Raw genomic sequence first — 24,264 nt, 5'->3', positions numbered from 1 at the left:
TCCGCAGTACACGGTACTTTGCTTCACCCGAGGCCAACGGCCGAACTGACCGAAGGTAATCCCTAACGCAATCTTCTGCAAAACTTCAAATTTAAATTTTCATTGAAGTTTTTATTCCTTCCTCGGCCAACGCGCCGCCTTGCCCCTTCACTAAAACAGTCCACAGGACTGTTTTTTAACGCTCGGTCACATCAAAAACTTCCCGCTGATGGAATTGTTGTGTTGCACCATGTGCATTACTTCTGCAAAAAGAGGCGCACAACTCACCACTTTTATTTTATTTGATTCCTTCTTTAACGGAATAGAATCGGTAACTATCAATTCCAACAATTGAGATTTCTCAATTTTCTCATAAGCTTCGCCCGAAAGGATAGGATGTGTACAGATTGCTCTTACGCTCAATGCACCTTTTTCCATCATCAAATCGGCCGCTTTGGCTAACGTTCCTCCGGTATCAATCATGTCATCAACCAGAATTACATTTCTTCCTTTTACTTCTCCAATCAACTCCATTGTATCAATCACGTTGGCTGCTTTTCTTTGTTTGTAACAAATTACCACATCTGATTCTAAAAACTTAGAATACGCATACGCTCTTTTTGAGCCACCCATATCCGGAGATGCGATTGTTAAATTATCTAACTGCAGACTTTTAACATAGGGCAAAAAGATAGTCGATGCAAACAAATGATCCACCGGTTTTTCAAAGAAACCCTGAATCTGATCGGCGTGTAAATCCATCGTCATGATTCGGGTTGCTCCTGCAGTTTCCAATAGTTTTGCTATCAGTTTTGCTCCAATCGGAACTCTTGGTTTGTCTTTTCTGTCTTGTCTTGCATAACCGAAATACGGAATTACGGGAGTAATGTGTCGGGCTGATGCTCTTTTTGCAGCATCAATCATTAACAAAAGTTCCATTAAATTGTCGGCGCTGGGAAAAGTAGAGCAGACAATAAAAACACGCAATCCTCTTATTGATTCTTCAAAAGAAGGTTGAAATTCACCATCACTAAATTTAGAGAACGTTACTTTACCAAGCGGAACACCATAGTTTTCGGCTATTTGTTCTGCAAGATAGACGCTTTGCGAACACGCAAATATCTTTGCTTCTGGTTCTAAATGCGACATTATAATTTGTTGTTTTTGTCCGATTTGTTCCTTGCGGAAGTGCCTCGAATGTAGTTAGTTAGTTGTTGTTCGTTTTACCGAGGTGCAAATTTAGAAATTAAATCCAACTCTGAAAGGATATTTTAGAGTATTTTTTTTAGAATATGATATTTTATTTTTTACATTTGCACCGTGTTTAAAAGCAAGCAGTCATTTTGGCTTTTGTTTTTCGCGATAAACCAACTGTTGTTGGTTTTGTCTGTCAAGCCCGGATGGCGGAATTGGTAGACGCGCTGGTCTCAAACACCTGTGGGAAACCGTGCCGGTTCGACTCCGGCTCCGGGTACTTAAAAAATCCTTAGATAGCTATAATTCAGCATTCTAAGGATTTTTGTTTTTTAAATCTGTACAGTATTTGTATTGTTAGGTTATTTTTTCTTTTTTGGTATTATTAATCCAATTATTTTAAAGAGGATTAAAATAGGTAATGCTATCTGTCCTACTCTCATAAATCCCATGAAACTTGCTTGCCATTTATTGAATACAACATAATGGTTTTCCTTTTCCAAGTCTTTAAGTTCATCATAATAAGCAAGTGCTTTCCAACATAAGACAATAATTACTATTGTAATGATATAAAATTTAAGTTTAGCTCTATTTTGCTTATCCTTTAATGAGGTAGCAAATGCAATAGTTTTATTTTTTAGGTCTATAGCTTTGCTTTTTATTTGCGTATCTGTTGTGTAGAAAAAAGCTATAACGGATATTAAAATTAAAGCAAAACAAACTGCTATTGAACTTTCAAAATTATACTCATTGCCAAGAAGTATTATTTTAGAGGTTGTTGTAATTGCCTCATTCCCATCAATTATTTCTGTAAGCTCTGTATTGACTTTTATAATGCTAAAGAATATTATAAAGATAAGAGCAATAATTGTGGTTAAGATTGAGATTTTTTTGTTTTCAATATTTGTCATCGCCATGGTGTTATCAATTTGATAGGTTATTTGTAGTTTTTAATTGTTTGAATTTCAATTATGTTTTCTTATAGTTTAATTCACACTTGCCATATATGGCATTAACTAAAGCGAATTTAACCTCTTTTTTTGACTTGTCAAATATGTCAAGTATGGAAAAGTCAGAATTGCTCAAAAATATTGGTAAGAACATACAAGACATAAGAAAAAGTAAAGGCTTATCTCAGGTAGATTTAGTCGGAAAAATGGAAGGTAACATTGATACAACTAATATTTCAAGGATTGAATCTGGAAGAACAAATCCAACACTTTACACTTTATATAGAATCAGTGTGGCTTTAGAGGTAGATATTTCAGATTTTCTAAAGTCAAGTAATAGCAGCCAGTAATAGCAGAAATTTAACAAAAACGCTATTATAATAATGATTAAAAAATCGCAGAACTTTATTTAAGCATAAAACAAGCCTCTTTGTTCACGTTCACTCTCACCTTATATATCCATAATCCGAGAAACTGTAAAAACCGTTTTTTGTAATTATTAGGTGGTCAAGCAGTTTTATATCAAGAATATCAGAGCCCGATTTAATCTTTTTTGTAATTTCCAAGTCTGCATCACTTGGTTTTAATTTTCCGGAGGGATGATTATGAGCTAATATAATTCCGGTAGCATTGCATTTTAAAGCTACTGCAAAAATTAACCTTACATCGACAACTGTTCCTGTAATTCCACCCTTAGACATTGAGTAAATCCCTAAAACTTCATTAGAATTATTAAGTATCATAACTTTAAATTCTTCTTGAAGCTCTATAGTTTTCTTTGACCAAGAATTAAAGAATAAATTATATGCTTTATCACTTGAAGTGATTTTTTCTTTCTGATTATTCTTAGTAGAATAAGACACTTTTATTTCAGATACTATATTCATTTGGATATGGTTTAAAATTTAAAAATAAGCCTGTACTCTTTCAAGTAACAGGCTTATCAATTACTCTTGGTCAACTAAATGTCCATTAGTTGAGAAAGCATTTCCTGTTGGGGTGCTACTCATAAATTGTTCAATTGTAGCATTGCTTTTTTCCACCCTATTATTAATGGCGGTTTCTTCAATGTACTCATATCGATGTGATAGAGTAATGATTTCTCCTGTGTCTTTAACGGTGTACTCATAAGGTTCACATTGCACTTTTTGAACATTGCCGGGTAATTCAGTCCCAACCAATGCAATACAGGTTTGTTCATCAAAAGTTGATGAAATAGATACCTTTCTTGCTGTGACATAAAATTTACCAGTTTGTTGGGATTTAATCATTTCAATTCCACCTTGCAACTCGAGAGTAAAGAATTCTTTGCCTTCTTCTGTTTGTCTTTTTTGATAGTTTACAATTCTTACCATCTTTCTATGTTTTAAATTAAACACTAAGTTTTAGCAAGCAAACCAAGTATCGAAAGAAGTTGAATAACTATCACCTTATCTTTTCTCCCGGATAAATTTTTGCAATGCTAATAATGAGTGGGGGTATTGTGATGAGTTTTTATTGGCGGGGGTGGTTTCTGATGGTAGTTTATGCTCAACATAAGCCGGTCAAAAAAATATTACAAAAAAATAAATATCTTTACTAAAAAGAAAGAATGATGAAGGTTAATAAAAACTCAGATTGTCCTTGTGGAAGTGGAAAGATTTTTAAAAAATGTTGCGCTAACAAAAAAAAAGAAGATAGAGTATTTGAGGATGAATTTGTTAATTTTATAAAAAGTTCAAATGCTATAAAGTTGTTAGAGTTTGTGTCTTACCTTCAATTAATTCCTGAAAACAGCTCGAAAATAGTTCGATTAGAGAATATCCAGCACAAGATTATTGAGAACATTCACGACAAAAACACCAATGTCAAAAATAACTATGTATACTTTAAAAAAATTATTGATAAGTATTATGCTTATGATCGCAATGAAGACCCGTCTGAAAGTTGCTTTTCTGAGAATTTAATGTTTTTCAATGGCAATAATGTAGTTTTTCCGGGATTAGTAAATAACGTGACAGAAGTTAATCAATTAATTTTGAATTCTATTTTTCATTATCAAAACAAAATTTCTGAAAAATGTAAAAAGGAAATTAATCTTAGCAGTAGTTTTATCCTTCAAACCCATAATAAAATAGCAAGAAATCTTAAAATCAAAAGATTAGAATTTGTTGATGACTACAGAGGTAAGATAACTTTCCCAAAAAATGAATATATTAATCAATACGAAAATCTATTTACCTTTTCAAAAAAAGAAATTGAACAAACTGTTTCAGAGAAAAAATTGGAACTTAATCCTATATCTGATTTTACTATTGATTACCAACAAGTAAAACATCTTAAGCCCGACGACCCAGAGTTTTTAAAACATCCTTTTGTTGAATATAATGAAAACTACTATTTAGCTTTACCTTCCTGCCAAATGTATAGTCTAAATGTTCTGTTGAAAAATAAGATTGAGGAGCATAATGAAACAATTGAATTTAATGATGTTTTTCTAAAAACAAGTAAAATGGAGTGTAATATAGCTTTTACAAAAATGGGGTGGAAGTCAGATTCCGTTTATCAAGAGCTAATAGATTTTGATGTTGATATTTGGAAATTTGACAATGATAAATATGCGATAGTTAATTATGTTTTAGGTCCATCAGATAGTAATGATTTAAGTAAAAAAATAGCAACCTTTATTAAGCAAAAGGGAGGAAGTAATCAATTTATATTCATAACTATACTTTCAGTCTTTGATTTAGAACATCTTCAAAGAGTAAGTCAAAATCATATTAAGAATGCGAGTTATCAAATGATAACAGGTTTAAATGACCTAAAAAGAGCAATTGCAATTTGGGAATTAAAAAAACTTGATATATGGAAATATTTAAAAGCAAAAGATAGGGCAGAAAAGAGAAATTTAAATCTCTCCCCTTTTTTCTCAATATTAACATATTTCTCATATTATAAAAAAAATGAAGACTCTTTTTTCCATAGTGATAACAAAACACCAGAGTTCATACATTTTACATTCGATATTCAAGGGAATAGAGTTATTGAATCCCTTCAAAAGGAAGATAGACATTTAGCTCCAGCAATTAACGGCGAAGAGGGTTATGGATACTTTCCAGTAACTAAGTATGATGAATTACGACATGCCCCTGTTTATTTAGCAGACACAGTTGTGAATGGAGAATTAAAATTAATCTTAGAAATATTTACTTTCCCAATTTGGGTGGCAAATCAAACAGCATACGACTGGGAAAGTAAAAACTTTATCGACGCCATTGCATATTGGATTAATGAATTTTCACCAACACTTAAAAATTTATTTAAGGATGTCCCAAACATCCCAGTAACTATTGAGATTTCTTTAGCCAAAGAATTTAATAACTATACGACTGAAGATTTTTCAAAAAATAAAGATGCTCAAGTTGTCTTTGAATACTCTATAAATCAGCGGCTAAATAAAATTTCAATCACTATTCCTGCAACTATCAATAATGCTATAAAGAGAAACAACAACTATGGAGAAAGAATATTAATGGATACTATTCTCAAAGGGTTGATAGAATTATTTAAAGTAAATTTTGAAATCAATATAAGTCCTGATATCACTCCTGATATTATTGACAGACACATGCCTTTGAGTATGGCAAAAATGATTATTGTTGGAGATACATCAGAGGATATTAAATTAGATAATAGATTTATTTCAAGTAGAATTAAACATCTTAGTAAAGCTGACACTTCTATTGTTTTAGAAGACATGATAAATTGGATGGGAATTGATATACCACCGAGTATTGAAACCAGGGAGGAGAAAATCAGTATCTGTATATTGGGAATTGACACACTGATAAATAAAGCAAGGGAAACATTATCGAAATTTAACTGTATTGAATTATTAAGATTTGTAATATTGAGGAATGAAGCAGTATTGAATAGTATGTCATTTAAAAAGACAAGAGCTGTTACTTTCTACGAATGTTTTAAAAACTATAAAGATACTTTAAAAGAATTTTTTGATGAAGATTCAAAAAACATTAGAACTGGATTAAGTTTGAGATGCTTGACAGAATTCATAGTTGCGGAACCCTACTATAGTGATAAAGTACCTAACGATGATGATGTGGATTTATTGGTAGCCCTAATAGATGAGATTATTTTTTTAGGGACAACTAAAGATTTATTAAATTTTGAAGTTGACAACCCTGAAATGGGTAGATTGCCTTCTGGAAGATTGGGGATTAAAAAAGATTATTTTGATAAATTAAATGCATTTTCAATTGAACACAAAAAAGATGAACATTTTGAATATGTAGAGTCATTCTCGACATTGAGAAAGAAAACAAAGGATAATGAAAATGATAGTTATTATGATAAAATAGGTTTAATATTTGACGAAGAATTTGGCATTGATTTTTTTAAAATTAAAGGGCTCATGGATGAACTTGCCAGATATTGTTTTGAAGAAAAGAGTTCTTGTTTAATATTGGACGAAAATGATTTTATAAAACTTTTGAATGTTGAGTTCAAACTAACAGAAAGAGAAATAGAATCTTTTCTAAATCATTTTACGTTGAGTTCAAGAGGGGATATCAATAGCCCTCCTACTGGATATGAATATCCAGATATTTTTCCTTGGAGATATAATAGAGCTTTGTCTTATTTATTGAGACCATTTATCAAAATTAAAGATGAAAAAAACATTTATAAATACATTTTTAGCCCGAGACATTTAGCATCATCTTCTGACAATTTTATGGCAGTGTTCTTTGATGGAAGCCTAAAAGTAAAATCATCTCTAAAGAAAATCAATTCATTATTAGCTGAAAGAAATAATTTTAAAGGGAAGCACTTTAGAAATGAAGTGTACAAATGGATGAAAGATTACACTTCATTAGAAGTAGTGCCATTTGAATTTAAGATACCAGTTAAAGGTAACGAGAAAAATTTTGGTGATGTGGATATTTTAGCTTTTGATAAGTCTAAAAAGATTATCTATTCAATAGAATGCAAAAATACCAAACAAGCAAAAATCATATATGAATTTCAAAGAGACGCCAATAATTATATAACTAAGCAATTACCTAAACATAGGGAGAGAAGTAAATGGCTTAAAGATAATTTAATTTTTTTAGGAGCAAGATTTAAGTATGATTTTGCAGGATTTAAAGTAGAATCCTTATTGATATCCTCTTATCAACTACCTATAAAAATAACGCAAAAAATCAGTGATATAAATATTAGTTCCTTCAATGAGATTAAAAGAAATGGTTATTTCTAATTTCATATAATATTAACTTTCCGACAGTATCATTAAATAAAATCTTGTTAAAAATTAAAAAATAATTACATTTGATGTAATCTCTAATCTTTACAAATGAATCAAAAGAAAACGACAAGGGAAATTATCATTGAGTCATCAGTTATAATTAGTTCTTTAATTATTTTTTTTGGCTTTTTAAAACAATATTGGTATTACGCTGTTTTTGGAATAAAAATCCAACAATTTTTATCTCTTGATGAAGTGCTAATTTTATTTTTTGGGGAAGTTCCTTTTATAATAAAATTACTGTCATGGGCTATACTATATTATTTGCTAATATTTTTTTTAATAAAAATGTATTGTTATTTTAAGGACCGGAAGAATAATAATTCAAATGAAACCGAAGATAAAATAAAAACCACATTAGATGATTTTGTTGACGATAAAGCAAATTTGAAAATAATTTTTGCTATTTCGATTATTGGAAATGTTGGATTGATATATGCATTTAATTATTTTCATTCTGAACTTTCAATAATTTTTTTGACATTAATGTCATGTCAATCTGTTTTAGTCCTATTAGATATTATAGATATCGGAATAGAAGATATTCTAAAAAACACAACCATCATAATTTGCGGTCTCTCAATTATGCTTTATTGTAAAAATATAATTGATATTGAGTATGTTTTTAAGGAACATAAAAAAGTTGAATTTTCATTAATTGAAAAGGGGAAAAACATTAAAACAAGCAAGAACCTGCTATTTATAGGTAAGACCAAAAATTATATTTTCTTATTTGATAATTTTAAAAAAGAAACAAAAATTATAAAAACTGAAAATATAAATCAATTTAAGATAAGTTTAAATTGATTTATATAATGACTAATATTTAATAAATGACAATAAGATTTTTAAAAGCATTTAAGGGCGACTCTATCTTGATAACTTATGAGGATTCGAAGAGTAGGAAAAGAAACATTCTTATTGATGGTGGCACTGGTCCAACATATTATGAAAGTAAGTCAAGAAAAAAAGGAGAACTAAATGATGTCATAGATCTAATTAAAGAAATTGATGAGAAAATAGATTTGTTAATATTGACACACATTGATGACGATCATATTGGAGGAATTTTAAAATGGTTCTCAACAGATAAAGAAGCGCATGAATTGATTACAAATATTTGGTTTAATTCTGGCAAAACAATTGCAAACTATTTTGAAAGTGAGGAAAACAATGAGTTAGAAATAGATTCAGAAATATTTGGGGATAATTATACAGGCATAGGTCAATCAAAAACATTTGAAACGTATATTGAAGATAATAATATTTGGGAGAAAAAAATAATCCTCAAAGGCTGCAAAGTAGAAATTGATAACATCCAAATTGAAATACTGTCCCCCACAAAAGAGAAATTATATAAATTATTAAAAGAGTTTAAAAGACCGAAACATGACTATTTTTCAAGTGCAGGTGACTCAGATTGGAATATTGCACTTTCCGAGCTAATAAATGACGAAAAGCGAAATGACTTTTCTTTTGATGAAGACAAGAGTGTTGCCAATGGCAGTTCAATAGCATTTATATTAACCTATGAGGAAAGAAAATTTATCTTCTTGGCAGATTCACATCCAAGTGTTATTATAGAAGCCTTAAATGATTTAGGATATAGCAAAGAAAACCCAATTATTAGTGAATTATTGAAGATATCTCATCATGCAAGTTCTCGAAATACAAATAGGGAACTACTCGAAATCATTGAAACAAAAAATTATGTTATTTCAAGCGATGGAACATGTGATGGCTTGCCTAATAAAAGAACTATTTCTCGAATTACCACTCAAAACTCTGAAGCAAACATTTACTTTAATTATGGAAATTTAATAGAATATATTATTTCCGACCAAGATAGAAAATCATACCCAGACTTAAATTTTTGCTCCATATCAGAATATAAATCAGAATAACATGCAGAATTTTAAACAATATAGTGTAATTATTGATGGTGGCACTGGCGTATTATTTCAACCCATGACGGAAGAATATTTTTATATTTTAACTGCTAAACATAATCTACAAATCAAACCCGACCAAGCTTATATAGATAAGGAAGACAATACAGATATAAATATTTTGCGTTTTATTTTTGAAGATGGGACATATACAACAGAGAAAATTCCGTTTACGTTACTAAAAAATCAAAATTACTTTCCTCATATAAATCCTGCTGTTGATTCAGCAATTCTAAAAATCCGATTTGATGAATATAAAATTTTTGAAATTAAAAACCTGTACGTATATGAAGATACATCCATCGATAATAATACTTGTGTATGCGGTTTCCCTGATGATAAAAGAAAAGCGAATGCCGAAAACCCTCATGAACAATTTACTAATTATAAAATTTCCCAAAGTTCAAATGATACTCAGTATAAGAAATCTGTAAGATTAACAGAGAATCAAAGTCAAGAAACGATATCGGGGATGTCAGGAGGAGGAATAGTTAAATTAGGTAAGGATCATTATTTATTGATAGGTATTCAAAGTCAAATGACAAGAACAATATCCCCACAAAATGAAATTGATTTTATACCGATTAGATTTTTTACTGAGATAATAGAGCATTATCGTGATTCTTTATCTCCTTTACTTCCTCCATATTTAGCGAACTTTAGTTTTTTACGAGACAATGCATTTAATATAAACGCTGGGCCCGATGATTCGGACATTCAATATTTAAGAAATTTTTTAAAAGCCAAAACTACTAACGTTATTGAGAGTGACATAACACCAATAGCCATTAAGGAATATTTTAAGGAGAGACTATTATTAGATAAAAATGACACGAAGAATCTAAGTGACGAATCAATTTATTGTTGTTGGTTAGAATATTTAGTAATTATGAACATTGCAAAAGAAAAAAATCATAGTCTAAATGAATTAGAAGAATTATTTGATAAAGTTAGATTAATTTACAAAAACACTAACACAGAATGGCATAGCGAGAATTTCTTGAAAGAATGCATGAACTGCGATTTCAGTAATTTGGCTGTTGATGGAACAATACTAATAAACACAAGTATCCTCCCTCATAAGACAACTCAAGTCCACCATTATAAAATTAATAAAGGAAGTTTAGTTCCAAATATCGATTTTTTAAGAAAAGAGCATTTAAATGGAGAATTTGGAAATGTGTTTATCGACAATGGATCTGGCGAGACTCAGGAGTTTGTTTTTGATAGATTCACGTTTATTCATTTTGCGTTCTTAAAACAATATATGTTAGTAGAAAATTCTCATGACTTTAGAGAGTACAACGCTAATAACTCACCGGAGTTAGTAACTAAATTAAAAACACTATATGGAGAATTATTTAATTTATAAGGAAGATCTTTTAAAAGATTTGTCTTCGAGATTTGATACATTAAATTTCAAATTTGTTATCGAAAAAATAGGGATCAATATTAGCGTTTTATTTGTTCATGGAACAAGCAAAAGCTTTCAAGAAAGTGATACATGGGAAAAAATATCTGGGGAAATTGCTCTTAAATACCAAAGCAAAATAGACAACATAGTAGATAAGTGGAATATTTATATAATTTATGTTGCGGTTGACCATGTTTCAAAAGAACTAAAGAATAAGATAGAAAATAATAGATTTTCAAGCAGAAAAATAGTTGAAGATAATTTTGATGGTGTTTTAACTAACGGGAAACTGAATGCATTAATTATTAAGCACATCTCAAACACCGATTTGATAAAGGTTATTGAAGAAACTAATATTATCACACAAAAAAAATATTCGCCCGTAAATGAAAAATTATGGAAATTGATACCAGATGATGAATCCATAATAGGGGATCCTATGAGGCAGAAACAAATTATTGAATCTATAAAGAAGCTATAATATGAAAGTTAAAAAAGTGGAAATATCTGGATTTAGAGCTTTTAAGAATGTTGAAGATTCTACATTTGACTTTATGTTGCCGAACAACAATATTGCAAATTTTATTTCAATTTATGCCCCAAATGGATTTGGGAAAACCTCATTTTATGACGCCGTTGAATGGGGAGTTACACATCAAATTCAGCGGTTTGACAGGATGATCGATTTTACAAAAATTAGGAAAGAAAATGATGGCGCAATTTTATTAAATAATGAATCAAAAAAAGGTGAGGTGAATATTGAAACTTCTGTTCAAGAATTTAAAGGCACTATCAATCCGAAAAAAAAATATAACCCAAAAGGAATTCCGGAAAATAAATACTTTAAAGAAGTAATTTTAAGCCAAGACCTAATCGACACATTTATTAAAGAAGAAAAGGCAGATGACAGATACAATAAATTTGTTGAATTTAATCCAGATATTAAATCATACAATAACTCTTTAAAAAACATATCGAAACTATTAGACAATATTGAACTTAGCATAAAAAACATAAAATCTGATATAGATGAAAAACAAAAAAATCAGCTGAAAATAGATTATGATGAAGAGAGTAAAAAATTTGATGAAATCAATAAAGCTATTGAGTTTTTAAAACTTTATGAAGACGAATTAGATATTATTGAGAAAGATACTTTCACCCAAAGTAAATTTGAAGTTTTAGACCAAAAAGTAAAATCAAGAATTGTCAGTCTCAATATTGAAATTGAAACAATAAAATTAAGAATAGGAACTATTGATCTGGCATACAATGGATCTCCTTCTGATAATAATGAAACTGCAAATAACGGAATTGTTTCTTATTACAACAATCGCAAAAGAGTACAAGAAGTTGAAAAATCCAAGGTTGAGATAAACGAATTAATTAAATTATTAAGTGAAAAGGAAAGTTTAGAGACCAAAAGCATAAATTTATATAAGCAAGTTCAAGAAGAATTAAATATAGACAAATTACATTCAGAAATTAAGCTGAAATTCAAAACCTATTCAACAATTGATGCCGAGATAAATGCAAGAGGTAAAATTTTAAATAAATACGAAAAGGAAAAAATTTTTAATCAAAAAGCAATTGAAGAATTGTTAGAAATTAATTCTAAAAAGACTTCTGAGATAATTGCCCTCAGGGACGAACTGTCGAATAAACAAATCAAATTAAAGTATATACCTCTACAGATAGAAAAACTAAATCTGTCGAAAAAGAAAGCAGAAAAATATGGAAAAGAAATAAGTAATTTAACCGATCAGATTGCCGAAAAAGAGAGAACAATAGAAGCCATAAACCTTAAACTAAATCAATATTTATATTTCGAAGAAAAAGTTGAAAATGACATAGATATCCTTTTAGACTTTAAAGAACTAAAAAATCAACAAAAGCTTATTGAAAACATAATTAAAACTAAAAACGAGATTTTAAATAAAAATGGAGTTCTAATCGAAATTAATGATAAGATAAACCAGCAGAACGAACTTAGCAAAGAGGTAAAAGACTTTATTTCTAAAGGTTTAGAAATCATTTCAAAAAGCTATACTTCTGAATGTCCCTTATGTAATCAAGAGTACGATTCATTTATTCAGCTTTCAGATAAAATAACTGACAATAAACTGTTTGGAATAGTGCTTAAAAGAAGTATTGAAGATAAATTAAATGTTGAAAATCAACTAATTATTCTCGATGATGAACTTTTAAAAAACAAATTAAAACTGAAAAGAGAATTGAATAAAATTATTAATCCTTTTCAAGTAGATAAATTAAAAAATCAAAAGGAAGCTGAGAATTTAAGCTATCAAAAAAACTCAAAAACACAAGAATTAATAACAATAGAGAATGAAATCAAAGAAATAAATATATTCTTCGAAGGCAATATTGAAATTAATGAATTTGAAGAAAAAATAAAAAATGAAATAGTTAGGCTTGAGAATAAAATGTCAGAGGCGAAAAACAGCGTTGTAAATAATGAAAATGCTATAAAGAATAGCAATACCAAAATCAATAGCTCATTATCGAACACAGACAATCTTCTTAAAAGTATATCTGAATTAAAGGCTAATAAGGAATATAGAGAAGTAATAAATTTTTATTCGTCTATTTTCAAAACTAACCAAATAGATATAAACTTACTAAATGCTGCAGCTTCGGATAGTTCTAAAAAAATAGTAAAAATAAACGCTGAAATTGAAGAAAACACAAGACTTCAAAACATCGTTTATTCTAAATTACTAAAGAATGATTTAAGTAAGCAAGAATGTTTAACAAAGTTAGAAGAGATAGATAAAATTATATTACTTGTTAAAAAAGTAATTCAAAATTTTGAGCAATATATTAAAACCGAATTTGGAATTGATTTAAAAATTATCAATAAAACCCAAGCTGATAGTGAATTTGAAAAAGTAATAGCTACAGAAAAAGAGAATTTAAATTTAGCGTTCAAAAAATTTGAGAATTTTTCAATAGTTGAAAAGTTGAAGGACGACTGTTTAAAAGTCAATGAAACTGCAAAACTTCAAAAAGAAATTGACATTCTCAAAGACGAAGCAAAACATCTCAAAGATGTTGCTGATAAATTAAATAAAGAAAAAAATAATTTAATTGTGTTTTTAAAAGAGACAATTGATGGTTTTTTCTATAAAAAATTAATAAATAGCATATATAAAAAAATTGACCCGCATCCTGATTATAATGAGATAGAGTTTGAATGCGATTTTGACGAAAAAAATCCTCGTCTTCAAATTTATACTATAAAAGAAGTTAACGGCAAAAAAGAAAAGTCTGTTCCTTCGCTATATTTTAGTACTGCGCAAATTAACATTCTGAGTCTAAGCATTTTTTTGGCGAGAGCTTTAAAAACGAAAAATCCAGACAATGGAGAAATTATTGATTGTATTTTTATCGATGACCCTATACAGTCAATGGATAGTATTAACGTATTATCATTTATCGATTTATTCAGAAGCTTAATCTTATTCTTAAATAAGCAATTAATAGTTTCTACACATGAAGAGAACTTTCATTTATTGTTGCAGAAAAAAATACCCGTAAACTTATTTGATTCTAAATATATTGAATTTGAAACTTTTGGTAAGCTAAAAAGCTCAGCCCTGAAAAAGGGCTGAATTTTCAACTCAAAAACCAAGAATAGTTAGAATTACTATCACTTAGTGCTTTTGAAATGCCTTGAGTAAAATCAAAAGCATTTGCACCTCTATCAAGAAAAGTATCTAAATAAGAGGATTTGTTAGAACCTGTCAGAAGATTATAAAACTCCCATAGGTTAATTTCACCATTACTGTTTCTACAGAAGCTTTCGTCCTGATAATAATCCTTGGCAATTGTAGAAAAGTGACCATCATTTAAGAGTAATTCTGGCAGTAAAGATTTTTCTTTTTTAGGTAGATAATTGTAAAGCCTACCCTTACCTATAATCTGAGCAAAGTTTTTTTCGTTTAACGACTGTTCTGTTAAGGACTTCATTTTCTGTAAATGCAGACTGGCATCATAACCCTGCAGAACCTTAATCATTTTATCCTCCAAGTCTAAAGTAGTCATTGCTCTAATCTCACTTTGAAAACCATCTGTGCTGACACAGAGATTGCAACAAACCATGTTTTGAAAACCTATGAAAAACTTGAACTTTTCATAGGATTTTTTATTGTAAAGGTTCTCCAAATTATAAGCTCTTACTCCTCCAATTGTTAGTGAAAGCTTGTTACCATTTATAGTATCGCATATACTTGGAAGTTTAATAATGAATGCCATCCTTTCAAAATATGTAGTTCTTTGATGCTCCTCCAAGTCCTTAGCCGGAATATGTAAAGCATCCGGAGTTCTTCCTTTAATTTGGTGGCTTACCCTTATTTCAGGAGTCTCAGACATCACATTGCCAAAAACAGTTCTCAAGCTTGATAAAGCAGCTTCTATAAACTCTTGGTGTGAAATGGTTATCTCATTATCTTTAGTAAAAACAGGGATAACACATTGTTGTTTTAAATAAGAAAGGCTAACACTTTCTGTATTAGCCTCAATGAATGGCGATGTTTGATGAATTTTCTCGAGTGCAACAGTACCTACAGAAGTAAAATCACTTTTATTGGCTATAGGTACTTGAGCTTCCTGCTCAATCTTTACTGGTATGAGTTCCATTTCCATTTGTTGAAATATTTGAGGTTAATTGTTTTAGCAAATCTCTCTTGGCTACGAAGTCTTGTTCAATTGTTTTTGCCAAATCAAGATTATCATTGTACAGGTCTGTGAGTTCTTTTAGAGTGTTGCATTCCGAAACTTTATTTTGAAGCTCAACTTTTGTCATAGTGCTGTTACACCAATCCAAAATTTTCTTTCCAGTGAAAGAATTTATCATGAATTGTGGTTTGCCTTCAAAGAGTAAAGTCCTATCTTTAGAGGATACAGCAAAATGTTTACTGTCTATATCAAAAACTATAGTAAATTCATAACTTATTTCATCTCTTTGAATAGCTTTTAATCCAACTTTTTCAGGAACCATTTTACCATTTCTTTCACTTAACACATAGTCCTGTTTTACTCTCATTGTTGCTATAACGTGAATATCACTTTGAAGTATTTTGTCAACAAATGTCTTTTCTAAAGGTTTGATTTTTGCCCAATTGGTAAAAGAATTACCTTGCAATGAAGCATGATAATCTAATAAGAAATCCCAACAGTGACTTATACTGTCAAGTATCACGACTTCCATTCCGGCTTTTATGCAAACATCAATTGCCTCCACATACCTTTCTGGTGAATGTGGATTATCGAGTTTAAGCACATTATAGCCTCCTAAGTGAGAATAAAGGTTACTGCTACCACTCTCACTATCAATGATGGCTACTTTAGATAAGTTACCATTTGTCAATCCCTGTGCTATCAATAATCCACTCATGGTTTTCCCTGACCCTGAAGGTCCTTGTAAAGCCATCTTAATCTTGGCTTTTTTTCTTTCTGATTTTTTTAATTCCATCTTTAATTTATTTTAAGTTTTAATTTCGGTTTTGAAAACCATTGATGGGAATCCGCTGATAAAAGAGAAACATTATGAGCTATTATCTCTTTAGTAATTGAATATATTTTATTTACTGAGCTTATCAGGGGATTTCCATCGATGAAAAAAAGGGAGCCAAACTCCCTTTACTGCATTATATCTGAAATATTTTTTGGATTGTCATCATCTCCGGGCAAAGCTTCCTTTAGGTATTCTGAAATACCCTCTTTCACATTTTCGTGAAAAGGTTGTTTGAAGATAGTTGGAATTAACTCAATAATTTTTGACGCATTCAACCAATAATAAGTAATTTGTGAAGGTCTTCCATCTATTACAGAGGTTATTAATTCTGACCTTAAAAAACCCATTTTAATGAACTTTTTAACAATAGTGTGTGCTCTGTCAATATTTATTCCTAATTCCTTTAGAATTTCTGGATAGGAATAATAAAACTTTTGATAATTAAATCTGCGAAACTTGATAATTAGGGTCTCAAAAAAAGCCCTCTCATCACATTTAAAGGTTTTACTATTATATCTTTGAAAGGATAATAATCTCAATCCGAAAATTGAATCATAGTCTAAAACAAAATAGTTTAGCCCTTCACTATAATCATCCATGATTTTCTTCCTATTCATTATCACTTTAGCACCGGCATTAAGAAGAGGAGTAAAGTTTTCATCCTTGTTACCTTCTTTATAAATAGGTACAATGACATATTTTACATCAATACCATCTTCAAAATTTTCAATAAAAGTTTTGTTGTGATCATACAGTAAAATTTTATCAGTTTCCTCCTCACTATGTGATACGGAGGAAATATTGATGTTATCTGATTTGTTGTTTTTATTTATTGAAGTGTCTTTATTTTCTACAGGTCCCTCATCATCTGAGAAAAATCCGTAGCCTAAAATCTCTTCCATATTAGCTTTTTAATAAGGTTAGACATTCCAAAACTTCACTTTTTTTATAATACCTTCTATTACCAATAGCATAGCATTTGAGCTTTTCTGCTTTAGTCCAATACCATAAAGTCGTTGAATCAATTTTTAGAAACCGAAATGTTTCTTCTCTGGTTAAAAGAGTCTCATTTTTTTCTCTTTTAAGAGCATCAAAGACACCATCTAAGTTTTCCTTAACAGATGTGTCAATAATGTCTTTGAGCTCCTGTAAACTGACATTGTATAAGATTGTTGCTTCCGCCATAATCGAAAAATTAAATTATGGTGCAAGAAGTCTTAGGGTTTAATTAGGGGTTCCCTAAATAAATTTTACACAGAAATCCCCATCAAGTTTAGCTGCTTTTCTATCCTTTCAACTGATGTTTTTTTGCTTAAAGGATTATTTTTTTGGTCAACTTGAATACTATAAATTGGATTAAGGTAAGATTGAAGAGTCCTACTATTTTCTCCTGTTACAGCAGATAAAAACTTAGCAAGATTGTTGGTTGAATTATTAAAAGCAGTTTGTTTTCTTAAAAAATCTAAGACCCCTAATTTATGTAGGTAAATAACTTTCTCCATTGCTGATGAATCATCAAAGTCTAACAGTTCTTCTTTTTTATCTGGTAATAATTGATATTTTTTAAATTCCAATAGCCTTATTTTTTTCTCAATTGGATTAAATAAGTCAGGATGATAATTTGAATTGCTGAAATTCATCTTCAGATTGATTAACCAACCTATTTCACTCTCTACAAATTCAAGCTCATTGTGAATTTTGTTATTGTCATTGTCCAAAGCCTGTTTTAGTCTATCTTCATAAGTACTGTTATAAATTGCAATTGTACAATGACTCCAAAATAAATTCTCTTCCTTACTCGCTTGGAACACTTTCAATGATTGGTTGAAAATAAATGTGCTAATGGTTTCTAACTGCTCTTTCAAATTAGTGGATACCCGTTCACCTGAATTTAATTCCAATAAATCTATTTCAGCTTCTAATAAACTTTTATATAATTCTTCAAACTTCATGGTTTAAAATATTTTGATAATGATTTAGCTCTATCTGATTGACTTTTACCAATGTAATTTAAGAACATTTTTTCAGATTGATGCCCTGTTGCACCCATTATTAATGGTGTTGGGATTATGCCATAATAGTTGGTTGCAAAAGACCTCCTTCCAATGTGAGATGTAATTAGTTCATTTTTAGGATATACACTCTTAATTTTTCTGTTAATATCACTGTCTATTTTTGAACCATCTATTAAATCAATTATTCCTGCTTTTTTAGCTATCAATTTAATGTAAACATTATATTTTACATCAGATATAGGTCTTGGAAAGTCTCCATTTCTCTTTTTTAAAATTTCAATCACTTCGGGATGCAAAGGTAAAGCTATATTTTGTTTGGTCTTTTGTTGTGTGAATTCAATATAGGTAATTACATCCCCATCTTTATCAACTTCAGTTCTTATCATTTCTTTACTAAAAGACATAAAATCTGAAACTCTTTGTCCTGTGTAACAACTAATCATTAACCAATCCTTAGCATTGTCAAGAGAATCAGGCAGATTGCTTAGCTCTGATATTTTTTTAATTTCTTCAAAATCAAGATATACAATATTGATTTTTTCTTTTTTTAAAGACAAATTGAATATTTCATCATTTACTGTCAAAGAGCTTTTAGCATGTCTACAAATAGTTTTTATATTAACTAAGTCCCCCAAGATTGTATTGTGACTGTATTCGAGAGTTGTCAGATACCTTTTGAAAAGATTTAATTCTACGTTGTCTAAATCTTCAATAACTAACTTATTTTTTAGTTTGAACTCATATTTCAAAAGTTTATTTTTTGTTGTTACAAGTTTCTTTTTTGTGTTGTAATTATTAATTGAAAGCTCAATATAATAATCAAAATAATCAGTTAAAAAGATTGGTACTTTTGGCTTTAATTCTTTTGGGTTATGGAAGGTATCAATTTGGTATTGTAACCATTCCTTATTGATTAAACCTTTATCTGATTTCTGAAACTTCTCTAAAATATGAGCTGTTAAGTCATTCATTAGCTTTTTTAACCTTGTTTGCTCATTAATCAGATTTATATCTTTTAGGTTCTTTTGATTTAAGTGTTTCTTCCAAAAATCCTTTTCAATTTTAACTTTTGAATTAGCTCCAATTGTAATATCATCCCCCATACTTCTGAATAATAATCTAAGGCTTAATTCTGCACTATTTTTAGCAGACCTGTATAAAAAATTTATTGTTGCCATTTAAAATTGTATTTAAACAATGCAAATCTAAATTCTGTACAGTACTTGTATGGTATATGTAAAATCAGTTAAATCTAATTCAAAATGGAGATGAAAAATAAAGTTGCTTTTGACTCTTTAAACATTGAAAATATTGGTAGTTTCAACACTTTTAAAGAGTTTGCAAGATTTTTACTTTTGAATAGAATAGATTACGGCTCCGGGTACATAAAAGCCTCCGATTTAATCGGAGGCTTTTTTTATTTGTGGTTGGAGTCAAACTTTTTTAAGGTGATTCCGGGTATAAAAGCTCTAGAGAAAATCATAACGTCCCATTAGCCCCGATGGGAGCTGGCTACCTTGTAGCGCGGACAGCGGGAGGATAGTTTAGAGAAAGAAAATGTTCCGCTCCTAATTAAAAACCTAAAATTAATTTGGCTATTGAAAAGTAAATCAAAATACCACAGATATCGTTGCTTGTGGTGATAAATGGTCCGGTTGCTAAAGCCGGATCAATTTTAAATCGATGGAGCAATAATGGTATAAAAGTTCCGATAAGTGAAGCGATGATAATTACCGAAATCAGTGCTATGGTAACGATTTCACCTATGATGATTTCTACATTCAAAAGAAAATGGCTTCCGACAAATAAGATGGCGGCGAGAATAATTCCGTTGAGCAAACTCAAGGAAACTTCTTTAATCAAACGATTTAATAAAGAACCGCTGATGGATTGATTAGCCAAACCCTGCACAATAATCGCTGAGGATTGTACCCCTACATTTCCGGCCATCGCTGCAATTAGTGGTGTGAAGAAAAATAAATTACCGTGATTGGTCATTGCGCCTTCGAACAAACCTAAAACCCTTACGCTTATAAATCCGCCACAAAGAGCTAAAACCAACCAAGGCAAACGTGCTCGGGTTAAGTCTAAGATGCTGTCATCTGCTTCAACATCTTGCGAGATACCGGCCGCTAATTGGTAATCTTTGTCGGCTTCTTCTTTGATTACGTCTACGATATCGTCAATGGTAATCCTACCTACCAATCGGCCTAATTCATCTACAACCGGAATTGCCTCCAGATCATATTTTTGCATGATTCGGGCAACATCCGTATTTGGCGTGTCCACTTTTACAGAATCTACTTTTTTGATATAGACTTCGCTGATTGGTGTTTTGGTAGAAGTTGTCAATAAATCTTTTAGCGATAACCTGCCTTTCAAACGATTTTCGTCATCAACTACATAAATAGAATGTACTCGGGTAACGTGTTCAGCCTGAATTCGCATTTCTTTGACGCAGGTTAGCACGTTCCAGTTTTCGTTGACTTTTACTAACTCTTTTCCCATCAAACCTCCTGCGGTTGCTTCGCTGTAGCGTAACAAGTCGACGATATCTTTGGCGTGTTCAACGTCTTCGAGTTCCGAGATTACTTCTTCTTTTTTGCTTTGCGAAAGTTCGGCGATAATATCGGCAGCATCATCGGTGTCTAATTCATCAAGCTCTTCTGCAATTTCTTTGGCAGAAAGGCCTTTTAGGATTTTTTCACGAACGTCTTCTTCAAGTTCCGGAAGAATTTCAGCTGTAATTTCACTGTCTAAAATTTTGAAAATATAAGTAGCTTCCTCAATGTCTAATTCATCAAAAATCTCGGCAATATCGGCATGGTGCATATCATTCAGCAAAACAGCCAATTCCTGGTCGTTCTTTTGATGAATGAGTTGCTCGATTTGCTCTAAGAGTTCTTTGCTGATTTTAAACTGCATTGGCTTCTATTTTTTGAGTGAGTTCTATGAACTGTTCAACGCTTAATTGCTCCGGACGGAGGTCAAAGATAGTATCTTCTTTTAAATTATCCGAAAGGTTGAATGATTTTAAGCTATTTCGCAATGTTTTGCGACGTTGCTGGAAACCGGTTTTTACTACCGAAAAAAATAATTTTTCATTACAAGGTAAGCTGAAATTCTCTTTTCTGCGTAAGCGTAAAACACCAGAATTTACTTTTGGCGGCGGATTAAAAACATCGGGTGGAACCGTAAACAGGTATTCAGCATCATAAAAAGCCTGAACCAATACAGATAGAATTCCGTAGGTTTTGCTGCCTTTCTTTTCGCAAATGCGTTCGGCTACTTCTTTTTGAAACATACCCGAAAACTCCGGAACCTGATGGCGTAATTCCAAACATTTAAATACAATCTGTGACGAAATGTTATATGGGAAATTGCCAATGATGGCAAAAGGTTTGCCTTCAAAAACTTCGTTGATATTGTATTTCAGAAAATCCTTCGAGATGATTTTGCCGTGCAATTTTGGATAATGCGCATCCAAATACGTTACCGATTCGGTGTCGATTTCAATGACATAGGTTTCGGTTGGTTTTTCCAAAAGATATTTGGTCAAAACACCCATTCCCGGACCAATTTCCAAAGTAATGTCATAGCCTTCAAAATTTAAAGTTTCGGCTATATTTTGGGCAATAGATTCATCCGTTAGGAAATGTTGTCCGAGATGTTTTTTGGCTCTTACGTCCATATTAGATTTTTAGATTTTTGGATTTTTGGATTATCAGATTTTTTTAGACTTTCCAATAATCTAACTATCTAATAATCCAACAATCTGTTAATGTTCAGAGATCAACTCCAATTCTGTTCTGAAAGCCAGCATTTTGTCTCCAAATAAACGATGTCCTTCTTCGCGTAATCTTGGTGCATCTTCATCATAATATTTTTGCAATGTTTCTTTGCTGTCAGTTGTATATTGAATAGAATAGGTTGTTCCGCCCATTTCTTCTTCAACCAAAACCCTTACCATTCTTGCTGCCGAAAATTTTCCGGTTGCCAACACATCATTAATATGTTTTTCCTGCATCCAACGCATCCATTGGTCGTGAACGCTTTCGTGGATGTTTATGGTAACGTTGTATAAAATCATAATCTAAGTTAATTTTGGAATTTGGAATTTCTTTTTTGGAATTTACAAATTGGTGTCTCCTCTTAATTTTCGGTATTTATTCCTCGAATCGACATAATAAATACTGTCTTCGTGTTTGGTAAGCATTTCTTCATAAAGCGGTTTTGCTTTTTCTGTATCTTTCAGTTGAATATTATAAATTTCTGCCGAAAAATAAAGTGCTTCGTCAATATAAATGCAGTCTTTATGTTTTGTAATTATAGTATCATAGTTGGCTAAAGCATTAGTATAATCACCTAATTTTTCATAGATTTTTCCTATTCGTAAAAGCGTTATTGGTTCAATATCTTCGCCTTTATGTTCTTTTAAAATCAACTGAAATGCCGCCAACGATTCCTTCTTTTTATTCTGATATAACAGAAAATCAGCACGCGCAAATTTCTTCAGGGCAACCTGTAACGAATCTTCTACTGTGTTATCGCTGATAAGTAAAAACAAATCCAATGCATCGTTGGCAATCAGTTGTGATGAAGCCGATTTCAGGACTTTCAATTGGTGTGATGCCCATTCGAAATCGGTTTTGAAATAACTGGTTCTGGCGGTTTTCAGACTGGCTTCCTGACCAATTACGTCGCCACTCATATCTTCATCAATTTGGGAATAATAGATTAATGCCTGATTGAATTTTTCTTCAAATAAAAGAATGTCAGCCAACTCCATTTTTACTTCTGCCAATTGATATCTGTTTATTGGCATTTCCATAGCGCTTTTTAAAATTGCTTTGGCTTTTTCAACATTGTTTAAATGAAACGCATTAAAATCGGCTTGCAGTTTTAATAGCGAAAGGGTGTATGGGCTTACGCCAAATTCTTTAATCAACAAATTTAATTCGGCTGTTATTGCCGGATAATCTTTCTCGGTAGCGTGATCAATCTTCATTTCTATCAAATAGGAATGCGACTGAATAAGCAATTCTAAATCTTTGGTGTTTTCGAGTACAAAAGTCAAAATTTCGGTAGCCGAATCCTGGTCATTGTCTTCAATCGCCATTTGACCTAAATTCACAATATTGGCAAAAGAATCCGGGTTTCGTTTATAAATCGCTTTTTGCTGAATAAAGGCTTTGCCATATTCTTTTTGTTGTATGAAAAGCCAGCTTAAGAAATCGTTCCAAAAGACATCCTGTGTTTTTTGTGCTCTTAGCAATAGCGCTTTTTTCAACGAGTCGTTGAAACTGGTATCTACCTCTTCAGTCATAAATCGGGATAACTGATTTTGAATTAACGGCAGATTTTGTGGGTTTTGATAGGATTCCTGCAAAAACATCTCAATCATCAAATCGGTATTACCCTTTTGTCCGTAGAGCGTAGCCATTTGAAAATTGACGGGCAATTTAGGTTCTTTTTCGAGTGCAGTCTGATAGGCCAAAAGAGCATAATCTACCAATGCTTTTCTTTCAAAAACATAGGCAATTCCGTAAACTTCGTTAGCATTTTTCTTTATTTTATCAATTGCCTGATTGTAATATTTATTGGCTTTCTCTTGATTTTTCTGCAACTGATAATTGAATCCCAATTCGACCAAAAGATTACTTTGTTTGTATTTGTCGATTCGGTTTATCAACATTTTTTCCGCTTTCTCAAATTGTTGTAATTGCTGTAAACATTCAACGGTTCGTTGGAAGTAATTAAAAATTCCCTCATTCGATTTTAGCAATTCTTCATAACTCACTAATGCTTTTTCAAAATCGCCACGGTCAAAGTAATTATTCGCCAATTGCTCGTTTTGGGCTTGCGCCGAAAAGCAAAGGAATAGTATAAATATGATGAGAATTTTTTTCATGAATTTCAGTA

The 24,264-nt window shown here is 31.0% G+C and carries 21 protein-coding genes and 1 tRNA gene; 8 read left to right on the top strand and 14 right to left on the bottom strand.

The features are described from left to right. Positions 1-186 precede the first annotated feature (186 nt). Positions 187-1,128, bottom strand: a complete 942-nt coding sequence (locus L1S35_RS06590; RefSeq protein ID WP_236398164.1) for a ribose-phosphate pyrophosphokinase — start codon at positions 1,126-1,128, stop codon at positions 187-189. A 245-nt stretch (positions 1,129-1,373) separates the two neighbouring features. Here L1S35_RS06590 and L1S35_RS06585 point away from each other — a divergent pair. Beyond that, positions 1,374-1,453, top strand: a tRNA-Leu gene (locus tag L1S35_RS06585). Positions 1,454-1,535: 82 nt separating this feature from the next. Here L1S35_RS06585 and L1S35_RS06580 read toward each other — a convergent pair. After that, entirely contained in the window at positions 1,536-2,090 is a 555-nt protein-coding gene (locus tag L1S35_RS06580; RefSeq protein WP_236398161.1) for a hypothetical protein, read from the bottom strand. 146 nt (positions 2,091-2,236) lie between these two features. Here L1S35_RS06580 and L1S35_RS06575 point away from each other — a divergent pair, with 146 nt between their 5' ends. After that, positions 2,237-2,473 carry a helix-turn-helix domain-containing protein gene (locus tag L1S35_RS06575; RefSeq protein ID WP_236398160.1) on the top strand — a complete coding sequence of 79 codons (237 nt, stop codon included), beginning with the start codon at positions 2,237-2,239 and terminating at the stop codon, positions 2,471-2,473. Between the two features lie 96 nt (positions 2,474-2,569). Here L1S35_RS06575 and L1S35_RS06570 read toward each other — a convergent pair whose 3' ends face one another. After that, the gene (locus L1S35_RS06570) at positions 2,570-3,010 is read right to left on the bottom strand and encodes a JAB domain-containing protein (protein WP_236398157.1); all 441 of its coding nucleotides are present in this window, start codon (positions 3,008-3,010) and stop codon (positions 2,570-2,572) included. Between the two features lie 60 nt (positions 3,011-3,070). Next, positions 3,071-3,478: a hypothetical protein gene (locus tag L1S35_RS06565; RefSeq protein WP_236398154.1), complete on the bottom strand. Its 408-nt coding sequence runs from the start codon at positions 3,476-3,478 to the stop codon at positions 3,071-3,073. Positions 3,479-3,714: 236 nt separating this feature from the next. Between L1S35_RS06565 and L1S35_RS06560 the strand changes: the two genes are divergently transcribed. From L1S35_RS06560 to L1S35_RS06535, 6 genes are all read left to right on the top strand, one after another. Continuing rightward, positions 3,715-7,380: a YecA family protein gene (locus L1S35_RS06560; RefSeq protein WP_236398151.1), complete on the top strand. Its 3,666-nt coding sequence runs from the start codon at positions 3,715-3,717 to the stop codon at positions 7,378-7,380. 96 nt (positions 7,381-7,476) lie between these two features. Further along, positions 7,477-8,235, top strand: a complete 759-nt coding sequence (locus L1S35_RS06555) for a hypothetical protein (protein ID WP_236398147.1) — start codon at positions 7,477-7,479, stop codon at positions 8,233-8,235. 26 nt (positions 8,236-8,261) lie between these two features. Further along, positions 8,262-9,332: a ComEC/Rec2 family competence protein gene (locus L1S35_RS06550; protein WP_236398144.1), complete on the top strand. Its 1,071-nt coding sequence runs from the start codon at positions 8,262-8,264 to the stop codon at positions 9,330-9,332. 1 nt (position 9,333) lies between these two features. Then, positions 9,334-10,749 carry an ABC-three component system protein gene (locus tag L1S35_RS06545; protein WP_236398141.1) on the top strand — a complete coding sequence of 472 codons (1,416 nt, stop codon included), beginning with the start codon at positions 9,334-9,336 and terminating at the stop codon, positions 10,747-10,749. Next, positions 10,727-11,272 (top strand): ABC-three component system middle component 1, encoded by a 546-nt coding sequence (locus tag L1S35_RS06540; RefSeq protein ID WP_236398138.1) that lies wholly within the window; start codon positions 10,727-10,729, stop codon positions 11,270-11,272. Before L1S35_RS06545 ends, L1S35_RS06540 begins: the two co-directional genes overlap by 23 nt. Position 11,273: 1 nt before the next feature. After that, on the top strand, positions 11,274-14,423 hold the full coding sequence (locus L1S35_RS06535; protein WP_236398135.1) for an AAA family ATPase: 3,150 nt from the start codon (positions 11,274-11,276) through the stop codon (positions 14,421-14,423). Positions 14,424-14,427: 4 nt separating this feature from the next. Here the strand turns inward: L1S35_RS06535 and L1S35_RS06530 are convergent, their stop codons facing one another. From L1S35_RS06530 to L1S35_RS06485, 10 genes are all read right to left on the bottom strand, one after another. Continuing rightward, positions 14,428-15,456 carry a DUF3871 family protein gene (locus tag L1S35_RS06530; protein ID WP_236398131.1) on the bottom strand — a complete coding sequence of 343 codons (1,029 nt, stop codon included), beginning with the start codon at positions 15,454-15,456 and terminating at the stop codon, positions 14,428-14,430. Continuing rightward, the gene (locus L1S35_RS06525) at positions 15,425-16,285 is read right to left on the bottom strand and encodes an AAA family ATPase (protein WP_236398128.1); all 861 of its coding nucleotides are present in this window, start codon (positions 16,283-16,285) and stop codon (positions 15,425-15,427) included. The genes L1S35_RS06530 and L1S35_RS06525 overlap by 32 nt, the downstream gene beginning before the upstream one ends. Positions 16,286-16,452: 167 nt before the next feature. After that, positions 16,453-17,229, bottom strand: coding sequence for a hypothetical protein (locus L1S35_RS06520; RefSeq protein ID WP_236398125.1), 777 nt, complete (start codon positions 17,227-17,229; stop codon positions 16,453-16,455). 1 nt (position 17,230) lies between these two features. Beyond that, positions 17,231-17,512 (bottom strand): helix-turn-helix domain-containing protein, encoded by a 282-nt coding sequence (locus L1S35_RS06515; RefSeq protein ID WP_236398122.1) that lies wholly within the window; start codon positions 17,510-17,512, stop codon positions 17,231-17,233. Between the two features lie 65 nt (positions 17,513-17,577). Next, positions 17,578-18,279, bottom strand: coding sequence for a hypothetical protein (locus tag L1S35_RS06510; protein WP_236398119.1), 702 nt, complete (start codon positions 18,277-18,279; stop codon positions 17,578-17,580). Continuing rightward, the gene (locus tag L1S35_RS06505; RefSeq protein ID WP_236398117.1) at positions 18,276-19,520 is read right to left on the bottom strand and encodes a tyrosine-type recombinase/integrase; all 1,245 of its coding nucleotides are present in this window, start codon (positions 19,518-19,520) and stop codon (positions 18,276-18,278) included. Before L1S35_RS06505 ends, L1S35_RS06510 begins: the two co-directional genes overlap by 4 nt. Before the next feature lie 394 nt (positions 19,521-19,914). Beyond that, a complete protein-coding gene (gene mgtE, locus L1S35_RS06500) occupies positions 19,915-21,267 on the bottom strand; it encodes a magnesium transporter (protein ID WP_236398115.1) in 1,353 nt (450 codons plus the stop codon). Further along, positions 21,257-22,033, bottom strand: coding sequence for a 16S rRNA (adenine(1518)-N(6)/adenine(1519)-N(6))-dimethyltransferase RsmA (rsmA, locus tag L1S35_RS06495; RefSeq protein ID WP_236398112.1), 777 nt, complete (start codon positions 22,031-22,033; stop codon positions 21,257-21,259). The genes mgtE and rsmA overlap by 11 nt, the downstream gene beginning before the upstream one ends. A gap of 87 nt (positions 22,034-22,120) precedes the next feature. Beyond that, complete coding sequence (locus L1S35_RS06490) at positions 22,121-22,432, bottom strand: DUF4286 family protein (protein ID WP_236398109.1); 312 nt, start codon at positions 22,430-22,432, stop codon at positions 22,121-22,123. Positions 22,433-22,474: 42 nt separating this feature from the next. After that, positions 22,475-24,253: a tetratricopeptide repeat protein gene (locus L1S35_RS06485; protein WP_236398106.1), complete on the bottom strand. Its 1,779-nt coding sequence runs from the start codon at positions 24,251-24,253 to the stop codon at positions 22,475-22,477. Positions 24,254-24,264: the final 11 nt, after the last annotated feature.

Source organism: Flavobacterium anseongense, assembly GCF_021608185.1.
GTDB lineage: Bacteria > Bacteroidota > Bacteroidia > Flavobacteriales > Flavobacteriaceae > Flavobacterium > Flavobacterium anseongense.
Note: the sequence above shows the minus strand (reverse complement) of the source record. Positions and strands in the feature narration are given on the sequence as shown.